We start from the raw sequence: 16,506 nt of genomic DNA, 5'->3' as shown, positions 1-16,506 counted from the left end.
CGGACCAAAGCAGGACCCTTATGCCTTTTGAAGCTCTGAACGACAGCACCGACCCCCAGCATCCGCGCGGCCGGCGCGTCGCCGTGATTGGTGGCGGTATTTCCGGCATGGGGGCGGCGCATATGCTGGCACCAACGGACCGGGTGACCCTGTTTGAGGCGGGAGCCAAGATCGGCGGCCATGCGCGGACGGTGATGGCCGGAAAGAACGGCGATCAGCCGGTCGATACCGGGTTTATCGTGTTCAACTATGCCAACTATCCGCATCTGGCGGCGCTGTTTGCCGAATTGGACGTGCCGGTGGTGCCGTCGAACATGAGCTTCGGCGCGTCGATTGATGGCGGGCGGCTGGAATATGCGCTGACCAGTTTCAACGCGGTCTTTGCCCAGAAACGCAATATGTTCAGCCCGCCTTTCCTGCGGATGCTGCGCGATATCGTGCATTTTAATAAGAACGCGCTGGCGGTGTCGCGTGACCCGTCGATGACCATCGCAGAGTTTCTCGACCGGCTTGGCACCGGGCGCTATTTCCGCGACTTCTATCTCTCGCCGCTTTCCGGCGCGATCTGGTCCACCCCAACCGAGAAGATCATGGATTTCCCGGCTCATGCCATGGTCAACTTTTTTGAGAACCACGCGCTGCTGAATTATTCCGGGCAGCATCAGTGGTACACGGTGAAAGGCGGCTCGCGGCAGTATGTCGACCGGTTGGAGAATGCTCTGCGCGCTAATGGCGTTGACCTGCGCACCGACTGCCCGGTGCAGGCCGTGCGCCGCACTGCGCAAGGCGCAGAGGTCCGCGCATGGGGCGGCGAGTGGGAGGCGTTCGACGAGGTGATCTTTGCCACCCATTCCGATGACACGCTGGCGATGCTTTCCGATCCGACTGAGGCCGAGAAACGCGCCTTGGGCGCAATCCGCTATCAGCCCAACGACATCGTTTTGCACGCCGATGCCAGCATCATGCCAAAGCGGCGTTCTACTTGGGCGTCATGGGTCTATACCGAGGATCGAGAACAAAAATCAGACCGGATCGACCTGACCTATTGGATGAATTCGCTGCAGCCGATTCCGCAGGATGATCTGCATTTCGTGACGCTCAACACCAAACGCAGCATCCGCGAAGAGCTGATTTACGATCAAGTCACTCTGCGCCATCCGGTCTATGACCTTGCCGCCTTGGCCGCACAGGACGAGGTGCGCGCCTTCAACGGCAGCCAGAATACATGGTTCTGCGGCGCTTGGATGCGGCATGGCTTTCACGAAGACGGGCTAGCCAGCGCGATGGATGTGGTCGCGCGAATGCAGGCCGCGCGGGCGGCTCCCTTGGCGGCGGAGTGACGGCGGGCGTCGATCATATCCGGGGCCAGACCTTTCATGGCCGCAAAGGCACGGTGGAGAACCGTTTCCGCTATTCGGTGGACTATGTGATCTGCGATGCCGAGGCCACGGCGCTGAGGGTGCCTGCGCTTTTCGCCCGCAACGGGGCGGGCCTGACCAGCCTGCAAGACAGTGACCACGGCGGCGCGCCGGGGCAGGGGCGTGGTGCCCTTTGGGTGCGCGAGGTTTTGGCCGCGCATGACATCGTCGGGGTCGCTCGGATTGAGCTTGTGGCGCAGCCGCGGGTGCTGGGCCATGTCTTCAACCCGGTCAGCTTTTGGCTGTGCCGTCGGGCGGATGATGCGCTGATCGCGGTGATCGCCGAGGTGACGAACACCTATGGCGACCGGCATTCCTATCTGTGCCATCATGCAGCCCTACGCCCGATCGCGCCCGACGACAGGCTGAAGGCCGCAAAGCTCATGCATGTCTCCCCCTTCCAAGATGTCTCGGGTGGCTATGCCTTTCGTTTTGATATCACTTCTGAGCGGATCGGCATCTGGATCGATTTCTCGGATGGGGATAACGGGTTGATCGCCACTTTGACCGGGCCGCGTGCGCCGCTGACCAATCGCGGCATCCTCTGGGCGCTGTTGCGCCGCCCTTTCGGCGCGCGGCGGGTGCTGGCGCTGATCCATTGGCAGGCACTGAAGCTTTGGCTGAAAGGCGCGGGGTTTCGCGCCCGCCCAGAGGCGCCCAATGTCGAGGTGTCTCGTGATGCGGCCCATGACGCAGAGGGCCGATGACGGGCCGCGCGGCCCGGCTGCCCGCCTATGCGCTTTTCGCGGCATTGCTCGCGTCGGCGGGGCTGCCGATCTACATCCACGCGCCGAAGTTCTATGTCGATGAATACGGGGTCTCGCTGACGGCACTTGGGTCGGTGCTTTTTGGTTTGCGGCTGTTGGATGTGGTGCAAGACCCCGCCCTTGGTTGGTTGGCCCAAGCGCTGCGCAACAGGCGCGGCACGGCGGTGACGGTGGCGGGCGCGGTGATGGCGCTGGCGATGCTGGGGCTTTTTGCCATGCCCGCCCCGGTGGCGCCGGTGCTGTGGTTCGCGCTGATGCTGACGCTGGTGTTTTCCGCCTTCAGCTTTCTGACCATCTGTTTCTATGCCCAAGGGGTTGCCAAGGCCGACAGTCTGCCGGGCGCGGGGCATTTGACCCTTGCGCGCTGGCGCGAGACGGGCGCGCTTTTGGGGGTTTGTCTGGCCTCTGTCGCGCCTTTGGTTCTGGGCGTGGGGCTGGATCGTCCCTTTGCCGGGTTCGCTGTTGGCTTTGCGATCTTGGCGCTTTGGGCCACGGTTGCCATTCGGGGCGAGTGGCGGGCGGCGGCGCTGCCAATGGAAAGTGGCTTCGGTGTCGTGCTGCGCGATGCGCAGGCGCGGCGGCTGCTGTTGATCGCGCTGGTGAATGCCGCCCCGGTTGCCGTCACCTCGACCCTGTTTCTTTTCTACGTCGAATTGGCACTTGAGGCGCCGGGGTGGGAGGGGCCGCTTTTGCTGCTGTTTTTCCTTGCCGCGGCGGCGGCGGCACCGCTTTGGGGGATCTTAGCAGAGCGGTATGGCCCGCGTCGGGTGCTGCTGGTCGCAATGGCTTTGGGCATCGCCTCCTTCGGCGGGGCGCTGGTGCTGGGGCCGGGTGATGTTGCGCTTTTCGCCTTGGTCTGTCTGGCTTCGGGCGCCGTATTGGGCGCGGATTTGACCCTTTTGCCTGCCATGTTCGCCAGCCGCATGGCGCAGATTTCCCCCTCGGCTGCCGAAGGTTTTGGCCTCTGGTCCTTCGTCTCCAAATTGACCTTGGCTTTTGCGGCCGTTGCTCTACTTCCAGCGTTAGAACGCGCAGGGCTGCAGACCGCAGCGGGAACCAGTTCCGACACATCCATATCCCTGTTGATCTGGTTCTATGCCGGTGTACCTTGCGCCTTGAAATTGCTGGCGATCGCTCTGCTCGCCAGTGCAAAAGACGTGGAGACACCGTGACAGAGCCGTTGATCTTTATCGCTGTCGGGCTTGGCCTTGGTCTGTTGCTCACTTTTTTGCGCCGCCGTTTGGGGGAGTTTCATGGCCAGTCGCCAAGCGACTATGTCGATTCTTTCCCCGTCTTCGACCTGCGGTTGCATCTGCGCGATGAGATGATTTGCGAAGGCGTGATTTTCGGTCCCCTAGGCCGGGTCACCAGCAGCTTCACGGCCAAGTTCGACGTGTCTTGGGAGGGGGATGTGGCCACCGTGGCCGAAACCTTTCGATATAACAACGGTTCGCGTCAGGAGCGCGAATGGACCGTCACATTGGGCGAGAACGGCAATTTCACCAGCACCGCCCCGGATGTGATCGGCGTGGGGCAGGGCGTTCAGGCTGGACCGACCTTGCAGTTGCGCTATCGTATCCGACTGCCCGAAGAACTGGGCAGTCATGTGCTGAAAACTGTCGATTGGATGTATCTCACCCCCGATGGCACCATCGTGAACCGCAGCCAGTTTCGGAAATTCGGGATCAAAGTAGCAGAATTGGTCGCCACGCTGCGACCGGCGGAGGAAAGATGAAAGACTGGCAAGGCAAGACCTATTGGCTGGTGGGCGCAAGCGACGGACTTGGGGCGGCACTGGCACATCAGCTTAGCCGCACCGGGGTCGAGGTGATCCTTTCGGCCCGCTCCGAGGACAAGCTGACCGAGCTGGCGCAGGCGCTGCCGGGCCGGGCGCGGGTGCGGGTCTTGGATGTGACCGATGACGCGGATGTGGCGCAGGCGGCAAAGGATGTGGGGCCAATCGACGGGTTGGTTTATCTGGCGGGGGCCTATTGGCCCTTTGGTGCGCAGAACTGGCAGGCCGAGCACGGCGTGACCATGGCCGATGTGAACTTCACCGGGTTGATGCGTGTCTTGGGGCAAGTCGTGCCAGAGATGGTCGCGCGCGACCACGGGCATATCGTCATCACCTCCAGCCTGACCGCCTATCGCGGTTTGCCCGGCTCAATCGGCTATACGGCCTCCAAGGCGGCGACCCTGTCTTTGGCGGAATCGATGCACGCCGATCTGCGCAAGACCGGCGTGCAGGTTCAGGTGATCAACCCCGGTTTCATCAAGACCCAGTTGACCGACAAGAACGATTTCAAAATGCCCTTCTTGATGGAGCCGAAAGACGCTGCGCGGCGGGTCTATGAGCATATGAACGGCGACAGTTTCAAACTGGATTTCCCTTACGGGTTTTCGCTGCTGTTCCGTTTGGGGCGGTTCTTGCCAGACTGGCTTTACTACCGGTTCTTTTCCTGAAGGTCAGACCTCGGCGATATGCTTGCCAAAGAGATCACGCGCGCGTTGCCAGACGGGATTTCCCGCCTCTGGCAAGGCCCGCAGGGTAGGTAACAACTGGCCTGCAAAATCCTCAGAGCTTTCGCGCGGCAGCATGGAAGGCAGGTTGTCGATGGCCATGACATCCAGCGGCGGGGCATCATGCACACGCAGGGCGGGCGTCTCCCAAGTTGTGGCGCGGTCGTAGACCTGCACCGGGTTAAAGGCGCTGTCCGGGTCGCAGGCGATGTCGCCGATCACCCGCAGCGCGCGCTCTGCCTTGGGGGTGTCGGGGCGGACGAAGGCCGGAGTCTCGGGGCCTGCGAGTATGCAATTGAAGAAATAGGCATGCTCAAGGATCTCAGGGAACGGCCCCCCGTGGGCGGTTTCGGCCATGTCCCAGCCGGTAACGGGGATGCCCAAAGCCGCGCAAAGATCGCTCGCCCCGCGCCCCACGCGGCCCAAAGCGCCGATCACCAGCGCGCGGTCGCCGCTTGCGTCGACCTCCGCAAGGTCCGCGGCCAGCGCCGATTTTAAGGCGTCGGCGTCGGGGTAGGGCTGCACCGGGCCGCAGGGCTCACCGCGCAGTTGCGCGATGCGGCATTTGACAGACACCGCAGCCCCGGCAAATCCGGCCCAATAGCCAAAGGCGGCAACGCGGCGGCCAGTGTCATCGGTCAGATATTCCAAATCCACCAAGGTGCCGCCACCGGCCTTGAACCGTTCTAACAGTTTGCGGCCCGAGGATTGGCCCTTGTAGGCGTGGCCGAACATGATGTGGACATGGGGCAGGGGCGTCCCGTCTTCGGGCAGTTCCTTCAGACCAAAGATCACGGCATCGGGCGGGGCGTCGGGCCAGCTATGCGCGGGGACGATCTCGCAGCCCGCCTGCGCATAGGCGGCGGTGGGGATCACGCGGCTGTCGCTGTCTTCGACGCTCACCTTCATGCCTGTCGCGATCAGCGCGGCGGCCCCTTCGGGCGTCAGGCCTGTGCGGGTCTCATTGTCGCGCTGTTCGGCGCGCAGCCACAGATGGGTCATGCCAGCATTCCTTTTTCCCGAATGGCTTTCACGCTGGCGCGGTCCTCCATGCGGGCGGCGAAAGCCTTTAGCCGGGGGAAATTGGCGCGGTCGACCCCGTCCCCTTCGAGCCAGCCCGACACGACAAAGAGATAGGGATCGGCCAGCGAGAGCCTGTCGCCCGCGACGTAATCACCTCGGAAAGCATGGTTTTCGGCATAGGCCGCGCAATCGGCCATGGTCTGCGGCACCTTGGCTTTCATGTCGTCAAAGCTCGATTGCTGATCGGCCCAGCGGTGGCCGCGCATCTTATGGGCATGGGCCACATGCATGGTCGAGGCGAGGTAGTACATCACCCCGCGCATATGCGCCGCGCGTTCAGGGTCGGCAGGGACCAGCGCCGCATCGGGCGCACGGGCGGCGACATAGTCCAACAGCGCGCCGGTCTCGGTCAGGGTGCTGCCCGCTTCGGTCACAAGAGTCGGCACGCGGCCTTTTGGGTTCAGCGCCAGATAGGGCGCGCCGGTCTGTTCGGCGGCGGCGAAATCGACCTTCACCGGCTCATAGGCCAACCCTGTCTCTTCAAGCGCAATGGCAACGGCGACCGAGATTGTGCCGGGGGCGTAGTGGAGTTTTAGCATGGGGTCAGCCTTTCGCGGGCGAGGGATCAGATATGCGTTTGTGCAAGGCGGCGGTCGGGCCGGTCAAGATGCGGCACGGCATTGAACAGCACGGGCGACCAATGCCCGCCGATGGGAAAGAGCCGGTGCATCGAGGTATGCATGATCGCCAGCGCCAAACGCGCCATCGCCGGGATGCCCACGCCCATGGCCTGCGCCATCGCCAAAGAAATCAGCCCGCCCGAGGTCACCACCAGCGCCGGGCCTTCGCCCTCGGCAATCTCGGCCAGCGCGGATTGAACACGGGTTTCAAAGCTCTCGTAGGTTTCCGGCGTGTCGTCCAGCTTGCCCGCTTTCCAATAGTCAAAGACCTGCGGCAAGTGGTGCACGAATTCGCCCGCGCGGGGGAAGGGCACCTTGTGCTGTTGCTCCATCAGATTGGCGAGGGTGAAATACTCCAGCTCATTCAACCGCGCGTCACGGATGGGTTCCAGCCCGGTCTTCATCGCCTCGGCGGTTTCGATATGTCGGGTCAGGGTGCCGGTATAGAGCCGCGTGTGGTGGCTTTCGCTGTGCCGCAAATGTTCGCCCAACCATGCGGCTTGCTCATGGCCAAGCGGGCTAAGTTGGTCATAGCTTAGCTCGTCTTTGGCGGTGGAATTAGCTTGGCCGTGGCGGATCAGGGTAATGTGGGACATCAAATGGCTTTCACTGTTCGCCCAAGTGATAGGGCAGCTCGTCGGGCCATTCAATGCAATGCGCTCCAATCCACCGCTGCGGCGTTTATCTGTGACGGGGTGTCGGGATTAGCCCCTGACACGGGCTTGGTTTTGCTTATAGTTTGGTCAATAGCCAGCGGGAGGGGTAGCCATGTCCGAGAGGATCACATTCACGCTTGATGGTCAGACCGTCGAGGCCGAGACCGGTATGACCATTTGGGAAGTGGCCAATGGTCGGGGCCTGAAGATCCCGCATCTGTGTCACAAACCTGCCCCCGGCTACCGGCCCGACGGCAATTGCCGCGCCTGTATGGTCGAGATCGAGGGCGAGCGCGTGCTGGCGGCCTCCTGCATCCGCGAACCTGCCGATGGCATGGTCGTCACGACCAACAACGCACGCGCCGAGAATGCCCGCAAGATGGTGATGGAGCTGTTGCTGGCCGATCAACCCGCGCAGGACGTGGCCCATGACAAGTCGAGCCATATGCGCGACATGGCCGCACTAAGTGGGGTGAAAAGCAGCCGCTTCCCAAAGCTGGAGCGGGACCGGATTCCGCTGTTGGACGACAGCCATGTCGCGATGCGCGTGAACCTTGATGCCTGTATCCAGTGCAACCTCTGCGTCCGCGCCTGCCGCGAGGTGCAGGTCAACGACGTGATCGGCATGGCCGGGCGCGGACATGATGCCTATCCGGTTTTCGACATCGACGATCCCATGGGCGCATCGACCTGTGTGGCTTGCGGCGAATGCGTGCAGGCTTGCCCAACGGGCGCGTTGATGCCCGCCACGGTGGTAGATGAAGCGCAGGTGGGCGACTCGGCGGATTATGACGATGAGGTCGCCAGCGTCTGCCCCTTCTGCGGCGTCGGCTGTCAGATTTCGCTCAAGGTGAAGGACAATAAGGTCAAATACGTCGAAGGCATCAATGGCCCGGCCAACGAAGGGCGGCTCTGCGTCAAAGGGCGCTTTGGCTTTGACTATATCCACCACGATCACCGTCTGACCAAACCGCTGATCCGCCGCGAGGATGCGCCCGCCAAGGGGCTGAACGTCGATCCCGGCAACTGGAGCGAGGTTTTCCGCGAGGCCACATGGGACGAGGCGCTAGATTTCGCAGCGCAGGGGCTCAAGGGGCGCGGGCGCGAAGTGGCGGGGTTCGGCAGCGCCAAATGCACCAACGAGGAAGCCTATCTGTTCCAAAAGATGATCCGTCAGGGCTTCGGCCATAACAACGTCGATCACTGCACGCGGCTGTGCCATGCCTCATCCGTCGCCGCGCTGATGGAAAATGTGGGATCGGGTGCAGTGACGGCGACCTTCAACGAGATCGAAAACGCCGATGTGGCCATCGTGATCGGCGCGAACCCGGTTGAGAACCACCCCGTTGCCGCGACCTATTTCAAGCAGTTCACCAAACGCGGCGGCAAGCTGATCGTGATGGACCCGCGCGGCGTGGGGCTGCGTCGCTTCGCCAGCCATATGCTGCAATTCCGTCCCGGCACCGATGTGTCGATGCTCAACGCGATCATGCATGTGATCGTCGAAGAGGGGCTCTATGACGCACAATATATCGCGGCCTATACCGAGAATTGGGAGGCCGAAAAGGCACATCTGAAGGGCTTCAGCCCCGAGAAGATGGCCCCCATCTGCGGGATCGAGGCCGAGGTGCTGCGCGATGTGGCGCGGACCTTTGCCCGTGCCAAGGCAGGCATGATCTTTTGGGGCATGGGGGTCAGCCAGCACATCCACGGCACCGACAATTCCCGCTGTTTGATCAGCCTCGCGCTGATGACCGGTCAGATTGGCCGTCCCGGCGCTGGGCTGCATCCGCTGAGGGGACAGAACAACGTCCAGGGCGCCTCTGATGCCGGGCTGATCCCGATGTTCCTGCCCGATTACCAACCTGTCGGCGACGACGGTGTGCGCTCGGCCTTTACCGAGGTCTGGGGCTCGGGTGATTTCAGCGCCAAAAAGGGGCTGACCGTGACCGAGATCATGGACGCGGTGCATGATGGGGACATCAAGGCGATGTATGTGTTGGGGGAAAACCCGGCGATGTCGGACCCCGATGTGGACCACGCCCGCGCGGCCCTCGCCAAGCTTGATCATCTGGTGGTGCAGGACATTTTCCTGACCGAAACGGCGAATTACGCCGATGTGATCCTCCCCGCCAGCGCCTTTGCCGAAAAGGCGGGCACTGTGACCAACACCAACCGACAGGTCCAAATGGGCCGCCCCGCGGTGTCGCCCCCCGGTGAGGCGCGCGCGGATTGGTGGATTGAGGTGGAACTGGCCAAGCGGCTGGGCCTTGGCTGGTCCTACGAAAGCCCGGCCGAGGTCTTTGCCGAGATGAAGCTGAACATGAAATCCTTTGACAACATCACATGGGACCGTTTGGCGCGTGAGAATGCAGTGACCTACCCGTCGCTCAGCGAAAGCGATCCAGGGCAGGCGATTGTCTTTAGTGAGGGTTTCCCGCGTCCCGAAGGCCGTGCAAAATTCACCCCCGCCGCGATCGTGGCCCCTGATGATGCGCCCGATACCGACTACCCGATGATCCTGACCACCGGGCGGCAGTTGGAGCATTGGCATACCGGGTCGATGACGCGGCGGTCCAAGGTGCTCGACGGGCTGGAGCCGGAGGCGAATTGTTCGCTGCACCCGTCGACCCTGCGCCGCCTCGGCGTGGCACCGGGGGAGCATGTGCGGCTTTCGACCAAACGCGGCAGTATCGAAATCATGGCTCGCGAGGATCGCGCGGTGGCGCCCGATATGGTTTTCCTGCCCTTCGCCTATGTCGAAGCGGCGGCGAATATCCTGACAAATCCAGCGGTTGACCCATACGGCAAGATCCCGGAGTTTAAGTTCTCTGCCGTTAAAGTGGAGGCGGCGAAAGGGGCCGTCGCCGCCGAGTAAGGAAAGTTTTGAAGATGAAGTTTGATGCCGCCCGATTTCTGAAAGACCTGCACGATCTGCGTGCCATCGGCGCTGCGGGTGTGGGCAAGGGCGTGGTGCGCCCGGCCTATTCCGCCGCCGATGTTGAGGCGCGGGAGTGGCTTGCCGGGCGGATGCGCGACGCAGGGCTGACCGTTGAGGTTGACGCGATGGGCAACCTCTTTGGGCGTGCCGAGGGGCCGTCGATCCTGCTGGGGTCGCATTCCGACAGCCAGCCCGAAGGCGGCTGGCTTGATGGGGCCTTGGGTGTGATCGCCGCCCTTGAAGTCGCCCGTGCGGCACAGGAGGCCGGGGGCCCTGCGGTCTCGGTCGTGTCCTTTCAGGATGAAGAGGGGCGCTTTGGCGTGACCACCGGTTCGACCGTCTGGTCCGGCGCTCTGGATCAGGTGGATGCTGACGGTCTCACCGATCATGCCGGGGTTGGCTTGGCGGAGGCGCGCAAGGCAATGACGGGCATGGTGACCGGACCGGTCGATCCCGCGCAGTTCACCGGCTATATTGAGCTACACATCGAACAGGGGCCGACGCTGGATGACAGTGGCGAGCAGATCGGTGTCGTCACTGATATCGTCGGCATTCGCGATATGAAGGTGACCTTTGAAGGCCAGCAGAACCACGCGGGCACCACGCCGATGGCGGTGCGCAAGGATGCGTTTCAAGCGGTATCTGTCTTCAACAGCCTGCTTAATGACCGACTGCGCAATGTGGTGACGCCCAGCACCGTCTGGACGATTGGCCATGTCAGCCTGCATCCCAATGCCTCGTCCATCGTGCCGGGCAAGGCGGTCTTTTCCATGCAGTGGCGGGACGGTGACAGCGACCGTCTGGCACGGATGGAAACGATCATCCGCGAGACTGCCGAAGAGGTCGCCCAGACCCGCGGGATGGAGCTGTCTTTTGGTCCGATGCTGGGGTTGGAGCGGGTGGCGATGGATGCCCGGCTGCGCGACGCGCTGGCCGAAGCGGCGGAAACGGTGGCGCCGGGCAAGTGGCGCAAGATGCCCTCGGGTGCTTTGCACGATGCGACCAATGTGGCGCGGCTGATGCCCGTGGCGATGTTGTTCGCACCGTCGATCAACGGGATCAGCCACGCTTTCGAAGAGGACACAGCCGAAGACGATCTGGTCGCGGCGGTCGAGGTGCTGGGCCGGGCTGTCGCGGCGCTTTGAACGCCGTCAGTCCCAGTCCACGTCGCCAAGGAAGATATAGCCCGCGCCATAGATCGTTTTGATTAACTGCGGGTTCTTCGGGTCTTCGCCAAGTTTCGTGCGCAACCGCGAGATGCGCACGTCCATCGCCCGGTCAAAGCTCTCCGAGGCGACGCCACCAAGGCTTTCTTGCATCTGCGCGCGGCTGATCAGGCGTTTCGGCGCGTCGAGGAACAGGCGCAGCACCTCGCCTTCGGCATGGGAAAAGGTCACTTCGGCGCCTGTCGCATCCTGCAGGACATAGCGGTCGAAATGCGCGGTCCAGCCGTTGAAGCGCGCGGTGGTGCCCGCCTGCGGTGTGGGCTTGGCGCTGCGCAGGCGGGCGCGGATTCGGGCGACCACTTCCGCCGGATCGAAAGGTTTGATGATGTAATCGTCGGCCCCAAGCTCCAACCCTGTCACCCGGTCCTGCACCTGCGCGCGGCCCGAGATGATGATTACGATCGCGCCTTGCTCCAGCGCCAACCGGTGTACCAGCGTCAGCCCGTCGGTGTCGGGCAGGCTGAGATCGACAAGGCAGACATCGGGCGTATGGCTGGCCAGTGCGGCCTCAAAAGCGCGCGCACGGCCAAAGCTGAGGGTGTCGAATCCGGCTTCCTCAAGCGTGTCCGACAGCATGCTGCGGATTTCAGGCTCGTCATCCAGAATGGTAACCAGCGGGCGCGGGGCGGTATCACGGCTCATGGGGCGGTGGCTTTCAATGGGGCGATCAACGCTTGCAGATCGTCTTTTTCAAAGGGTTTGCGCAGCACCGGGGCGAGGGTTTGCGCCTCGACAAACAGCGGGTGATCGGCGGGCAGAGAGGTCATCAGCAACAGTGGCAGGCTGCTGCCGACACGCCGGGCAAGGTCGATACCGGTGCCTTCGCCGGTGAGTTGGATGTCCGAGAGGACAAGGGTGATGTCGGGCAGATCGGCGATCAGGGCCGTGGCCTCATCGGCGCTGGTGGCCTCGATCACCGAATGGCCCTGATCCATCAACATGTCGCGCACCACGGCGCGGATATCACTCGTGTCTTCGACTAGCAGCACCAGCCCCGTCGTGGCAGGCACGGCGGCACGGTAGGGCAGACGCAGGCTGATTTGCGCGCCGCCCTCGGGGACATTGCTCAGCCGCAAATCGCCGCCTGCGGATTTGGTCATGTCATAGACCATCGACAGGCCCAGCCCCGACCCTTCGCTGCCCTTGGTGGTGAAAAACGGCTCGACCCCACGCTCCAGCGCAGAGGGCGAAAAGCCCGGCCCGGTATCGTGGATCACCCATTCGATCCATGTGTCATGCACCAGCCGTTGGGTCAGCGTGATCGTGCCCTGCGCGCCGCAGGCATCGCGGGCATTGAGGATGAGGTTCAAAAGCGCGTCCTGCACCCGCCCTTTATCGAGCAGGACAGACCCCTCCGGCGCGTCATTGCGTACCGCCAGCGCGCATTTCGGCGGCAGAGTGGGGGCGGCGAGGGTCGAAAGCTCGTTCAGCAGGTCGGCGAGATCGGTGGCCGCGGGGCGCAGGGCGCGGGGTTCTGTCACATCGGCAATGGAACTCAGCAGCGTGCCTCCGCGCCGCGCGGCGGCCAAGGTGCCTTCGACCAATTCGCCCGCTTGCGGCGGCATGTCGGGCAGGCGGGCGAGTTTCGACTGCATCCCCAGAATAATCGTCAAAAGGTTTGAGAAATCATGCGCCAGCCCCGAGATCATTCGTGAGGCGAGTTCGCGTTTCAGCGTCTGTTGCAGGGCGACGCGTGTTTGCGTCTCCTCAGTAATGTCCATCGATAGGATATAGACTCCGCCGCGCCCGTCCGGGGTAAAAGCCCCACGTATGCGGCGGGCAGAATCGTCGTCGCTAAACTCAATAACCGCCGGGCTGCCGGCATAGGCTTGGGTCAGCGCGGGCTTGATCCGTGCATAGGCGGACGCCCCAAGCGCGTCGCTGATGTGCAGCCCGTAAATGTTGCTGGGCCGTCCCGGCATAACGCTGCTGAGGCGGCGGTTGGAATAGATGTAGCGGCCGCTGGCGTCGACATGAGCAATATGCGCGGGCATCATCTCGGTCGTCAGGCGGGTGCGGGCCTCGCTTTCGGTGACCTGCCGCTTGGCTTCCTCAAGTGCGGTGATCGTCGCCTCCAGCTTGCGGTTGCTGGCGGCGAGTTGTTCGGCATGGGAGAGCAGTTGATCGCTCAGCGCATCGGACCGCGCGCGCAACAGCGCCTCTTGCCGTTTGGTGTTGGTGATGTCGGTATAGACAGTGACCCAGCCGCCTTGGGGCAGTGGGGAGCCTTCGACGCTGATGGTGCGCCCGTTCGCGCGGGTGCGTTCCATGTAATGCGGCACAAAAGCCTGCGCCTGTTCAACACGCTCGGCCACGAAGGCATCGACATCCGTGACCTCGCCATATTCGCCGGTTCCGGCAAGATGGCGGATCGTATCCTCAAACGGCGCGCCGGGGGTGACCAGTTCATCAGGCAGATCGAACATGGATTGAAACGGCCCGTTGCAGACCGCAAGGCGCAGGTCGCTGTCATAGATCGTCAGCGCCTGAGCGATCAGGTTCAGACCGGCTTGGGTCAGGGCTTTGGTTTGGTCATCGGTGATCTGCATTGGCATCCGTCGACGGTAGGGCCAGCACCGCGCAGAGGAAAGGCCAAATGGCGCTTGACCTTCTTGCGCTGGAGGCCCGGAGAAGCGCGGCAAATGAAACCCGAAAGGCAGAGCATGGACAAGAACTTTGGAATGGTGGCGGTGGCTGCGGTGGTCGCGATTGGTGGATATTTGTGGTGGCGTGCCGAAGAGGCCCCGCCCCCCACAACAAGCGGCGCGGCGATGGCAGCCGTCACCCTGCCGGACAGCCTGAGCGAGCAGGCGCAGATCGGCGCGCGTGTATTTGAAGCGAAATGTGCGGCCTGTCACGGGGTCAATGCCGCCGGGCGCGAAGGCGCAGGCCCGCCGCTGATCCATAAAATCTATGAACCCAGCCACCACGGCGATGGCGCCTTTCTGGTCGCGGCAACCAATGGCGTGCGCCAGCATCACTGGTCTTTCGGCAATATGCCCCCGGTCGAAGGGATCACCCAGGCCGAGGTTAAATCCATCGTGACCTATGTGCGCGAGGTGCAGCGCGCCAATGGCATTGAGTAGGGGCGAAAGAAAGTAGGCGCAAACGGCGGCTAAATCGCGCTGTAACAATTCGTTAGGATTCGGAAAAGATCAGGAAAAAGTTGACCTCCACAAAAAAGAGAACGTCACTTGTGAGATCATAGAATCGCACAAGCGATCGAACCCGCCGGGGAGGGCGGGCATGGGAGGAAGACAATTTGGCCAAGCCGCTGACGCGTGCCGACGGACCTCAGTCCGTTCCGGCGCTGTTGCACCGCAACGCAAGTGAATTCGCAAACGCCCCCGCTTATCGGGAGAAGGAATACGGGATCTGGCAAAGCTGGACCTGGTCGCAGACCCGCGACGAGGTTGAGGCGCTGGCGCTCGGATTTTTGGAGCTGGGACTGGATGAGGGCGATTTCGTCGCCGTTATCGGGCGCAACCGACCATACCTTTATTGGGCGATGATGGCGGCGCAGATGGCTGGCGCCATCCCCGTCCCACTTTACCAAGACGCCAACGCCGAAGAGATGGCCTATGTCATGGGCCACTGCGGCGCGCGCATCGCCGTGGTGGGGGATCAGGAGCAGGTCGACAAGATCATCGAAGTGCAGGCGGAACTGCCAGACTTTGAGCGGATGGTCTATCTCGACCCGCGGGGCCTGCGGAAATACGACCACTCCAAGCTCGACCAATACAGCGCCGTGCAGGAACTGGGCCGCGCCACCCGCGAAAAGCACATCGCCGAGTTGGAGGCGCGTCAGGCCAAGCTGAATTACGACTCAACTGGCGTGATGCTTTACACCTCGGGCACCACAGGCAAGCCCAAGGGCGTGGTGCTGAGCAACCGTAACGTGATCGAGACGGCGAAGTCGTCTTCGGAATTCGACAACCTCAAACGCAATGACGAGATCCTCGCCTATCTGCCGATGGCATGGGTTGGGGATTTCATCTTCTCCGTGGGCCAAGCGCTTTGGACCGGGTTCTGCACCAACTGCCCCGAAAGCGCCGACACGATGCATGTCGACCTGCGCGAGATCGGGCCGACCTATTATTTCGCCCCGCCGCGGGTGTTCGAGACGCAGCTGACCAGCGTTATGATCCGCATGGAGGACGCGAGCCGCTTCAAGAAATGGCTTTTCGACACCTTCATGGCCCATGCCCGCAAGGTTGGCCCCGCGATTCTGGACGGCAAGAAGGTGTCGTTCATGGACCGCGCGAAATACGCGTTGGGCGAGTTGATGATCTATGGCCCGCTAAAGAACACGCTGGGCTTCAGCCGCGTCCGCGTGGGCTATACCGCCGGCGAGGCGATCGGGCCGGAGATTTTCGACTTCTACCGCTCGCTCGGCATCAACCTCAAACAACTCTACGGCCAGACCGAGGCGACGGTGTTCATCACCGCGCAGCCTGACGGCGAGGTGCGCAGCGATACCGTGGGCGTGACCTGCCCCGGCGTTGAGTTGAAAATCGCGGACAATGGCGAGGTCTTTTACCGCTCGCCGGGTGTCTTCGTGGAATACTACAAGAACCCCGAAAGCACCGCAGACACCAAAGATGCCGAGGGCTGGGTCGCCACGGGCGATGCGGGCTTTATCGAGGAAGGCTCGGGCCACCTGCGCATCATCGACCGCGCCAAGGACGTGGGCCAGATGGCCGACGGGCGGCTCTTTGCGCCGAAATATGTCGAGAACAAGCTCAAGTTCTTCCCCAACATCCTTGAGACTGTGGTTTTTGGCAACCAGCGCAGCGAATGCACCGCTTTCATCAACATCGACCTCACGGCGGTTGGCAACTGGGCCGAGCGCAACAACATCGGCTATGCCTCTTACCAAGAACTCGCGCGGCATCCGCAGGTGATGGACACGATCCAAAGCCATGTGGAGGAGGTGAACCGTTCGGTCGCCGAGGATGAGATGCTTTCGGGCTGTCAGGTGCACCGTTTTGTCGTGCTGCACAAAGAGTTGGACGCCGACGATGGTGAATTGACCCGCACCCGCAAAGTGCGCCGCAAGATCATCGAAGAGAAATACGCCGATATCATCACCGCGCTTTATGACGGCTCCAAACAGGTCAGCACCGAAACGGAAGTGACCTATGAGGACGGCCGCAAGGGCTCGATCAAGGCGACGCTCGAAATTCGCGACGCCGCGGTGCAGCCGACCAGCCACAAGATGGCAGCGGAATGAGCGCGGCTCAGGCCAGCGCCGGGCAGGCGGGAACTATGGAAA

General features: G+C 62.5%; 14 protein-coding genes. 9 read left to right on the top strand and 5 right to left on the bottom strand.

What is annotated here, in order from left to right; translation table 11 throughout:
* Positions 1-20: 20 nt before the first annotated feature.
* From J3456_RS09745 to J3456_RS09725, 5 genes are read left to right on the top strand one after another with little or no spacing between them, the layout of a single operon-like run.
* Entirely contained in the window at positions 21-1,340 is a 1,320-nt protein-coding gene (locus tag J3456_RS09745) for an NAD(P)/FAD-dependent oxidoreductase (RefSeq protein ID WP_349580070.1), read from the top strand.
* On the top strand, positions 1,337-2,125 hold the full coding sequence (locus J3456_RS09740; RefSeq protein WP_349580069.1) for a DUF1365 domain-containing protein: 789 nt from the start codon (positions 1,337-1,339) through the stop codon (positions 2,123-2,125). Before J3456_RS09745 ends, J3456_RS09740 begins: the two co-directional genes overlap by 4 nt.
* Positions 2,122-3,357 (top strand): MFS transporter, encoded by a 1,236-nt coding sequence (locus tag J3456_RS09735; RefSeq protein WP_349580067.1) that lies wholly within the window; start codon positions 2,122-2,124, stop codon positions 3,355-3,357. The genes J3456_RS09740 and J3456_RS09735 overlap by 4 nt, the downstream gene beginning before the upstream one ends.
* Positions 3,354-3,920 carry a DUF3833 family protein gene (locus J3456_RS09730; RefSeq protein WP_349580065.1) on the top strand — a complete coding sequence of 189 codons (567 nt, stop codon included), beginning with the start codon at positions 3,354-3,356 and terminating at the stop codon, positions 3,918-3,920. The genes J3456_RS09735 and J3456_RS09730 overlap by 4 nt, the downstream gene beginning before the upstream one ends.
* Complete coding sequence (locus tag J3456_RS09725; protein WP_349580064.1) at positions 3,917-4,648, top strand: SDR family NAD(P)-dependent oxidoreductase; 732 nt, start codon at positions 3,917-3,919, stop codon at positions 4,646-4,648. The genes J3456_RS09730 and J3456_RS09725 overlap by 4 nt, the downstream gene beginning before the upstream one ends.
* Before the next feature lie 3 nt (positions 4,649-4,651).
* Here J3456_RS09725 and J3456_RS09720 read toward each other — a convergent pair whose 3' ends face one another.
* The 3 genes from J3456_RS09720 to J3456_RS09710 are packed head-to-tail and all read right to left on the bottom strand — an operon-like array spanning position 4,652 to position 7,004.
* A complete protein-coding gene (locus J3456_RS09720; protein WP_349580063.1) occupies positions 4,652-5,707 on the bottom strand; it encodes a saccharopine dehydrogenase in 1,056 nt (351 codons plus the stop codon).
* Positions 5,704-6,327: a glutathione S-transferase family protein gene (locus tag J3456_RS09715; RefSeq protein WP_349580061.1), complete on the bottom strand. Its 624-nt coding sequence runs from the start codon at positions 6,325-6,327 to the stop codon at positions 5,704-5,706. Before J3456_RS09715 ends, J3456_RS09720 begins: the two co-directional genes overlap by 4 nt.
* A 26-nt stretch (positions 6,328-6,353) precedes the next feature.
* On the bottom strand, positions 6,354-7,004 hold the full coding sequence (locus J3456_RS09710; RefSeq protein ID WP_259947285.1) for a histidine phosphatase family protein: 651 nt from the start codon (positions 7,002-7,004) through the stop codon (positions 6,354-6,356).
* 172 nt (positions 7,005-7,176) lie between these two features.
* Here J3456_RS09710 and fdhF point away from each other — a divergent pair, with 172 nt between their 5' ends.
* The gene (gene fdhF / locus J3456_RS09705) at positions 7,177-9,942 is read left to right on the top strand and encodes a formate dehydrogenase subunit alpha (protein ID WP_349580060.1); all 2,766 of its coding nucleotides are present in this window, start codon (positions 7,177-7,179) and stop codon (positions 9,940-9,942) included.
* Between the two features lie 14 nt (positions 9,943-9,956).
* Positions 9,957-11,150, top strand: a complete 1,194-nt coding sequence (locus J3456_RS09700) for a hydantoinase/carbamoylase family amidase (protein WP_349580059.1) — start codon at positions 9,957-9,959, stop codon at positions 11,148-11,150.
* 6 nt (positions 11,151-11,156) lie between these two features.
* Here J3456_RS09700 and J3456_RS09695 read toward each other — a convergent pair whose 3' ends face one another.
* Complete coding sequence (locus J3456_RS09695; RefSeq protein WP_349580058.1) at positions 11,157-11,873, bottom strand: response regulator transcription factor; 717 nt, start codon at positions 11,871-11,873, stop codon at positions 11,157-11,159.
* Positions 11,870-13,780, bottom strand: a complete 1,911-nt coding sequence (locus tag J3456_RS09690) for a hybrid sensor histidine kinase/response regulator (RefSeq protein WP_349580056.1) — start codon at positions 13,778-13,780, stop codon at positions 11,870-11,872. Before J3456_RS09690 ends, J3456_RS09695 begins: the two co-directional genes overlap by 4 nt.
* A 114-nt stretch (positions 13,781-13,894) precedes the next feature.
* Here J3456_RS09690 and J3456_RS09685 point away from each other — a divergent pair, with 114 nt between their 5' ends.
* On the top strand, positions 13,895-14,317 hold the full coding sequence (locus J3456_RS09685) for a c-type cytochrome (protein ID WP_502989505.1): 423 nt from the start codon (positions 13,895-13,897) through the stop codon (positions 14,315-14,317).
* A gap of 176 nt (positions 14,318-14,493) precedes the next feature.
* On the top strand, positions 14,494-16,464 hold the full coding sequence (locus J3456_RS09680) for an AMP-binding protein (RefSeq protein WP_349580053.1): 1,971 nt from the start codon (positions 14,494-14,496) through the stop codon (positions 16,462-16,464).
* Positions 16,465-16,506: the final 42 nt, after the last annotated feature.

Source organism: Sulfitobacter sp. NFXS29 (assembly GCF_040148765.1).
Classification (GTDB): domain Bacteria; phylum Pseudomonadota; class Alphaproteobacteria; order Rhodobacterales; family Rhodobacteraceae; genus Sulfitobacter.
The sequence above is the reverse complement of the archived record's forward strand: the minus strand, read 5'-3'. Positions and strand labels throughout refer to the sequence as shown.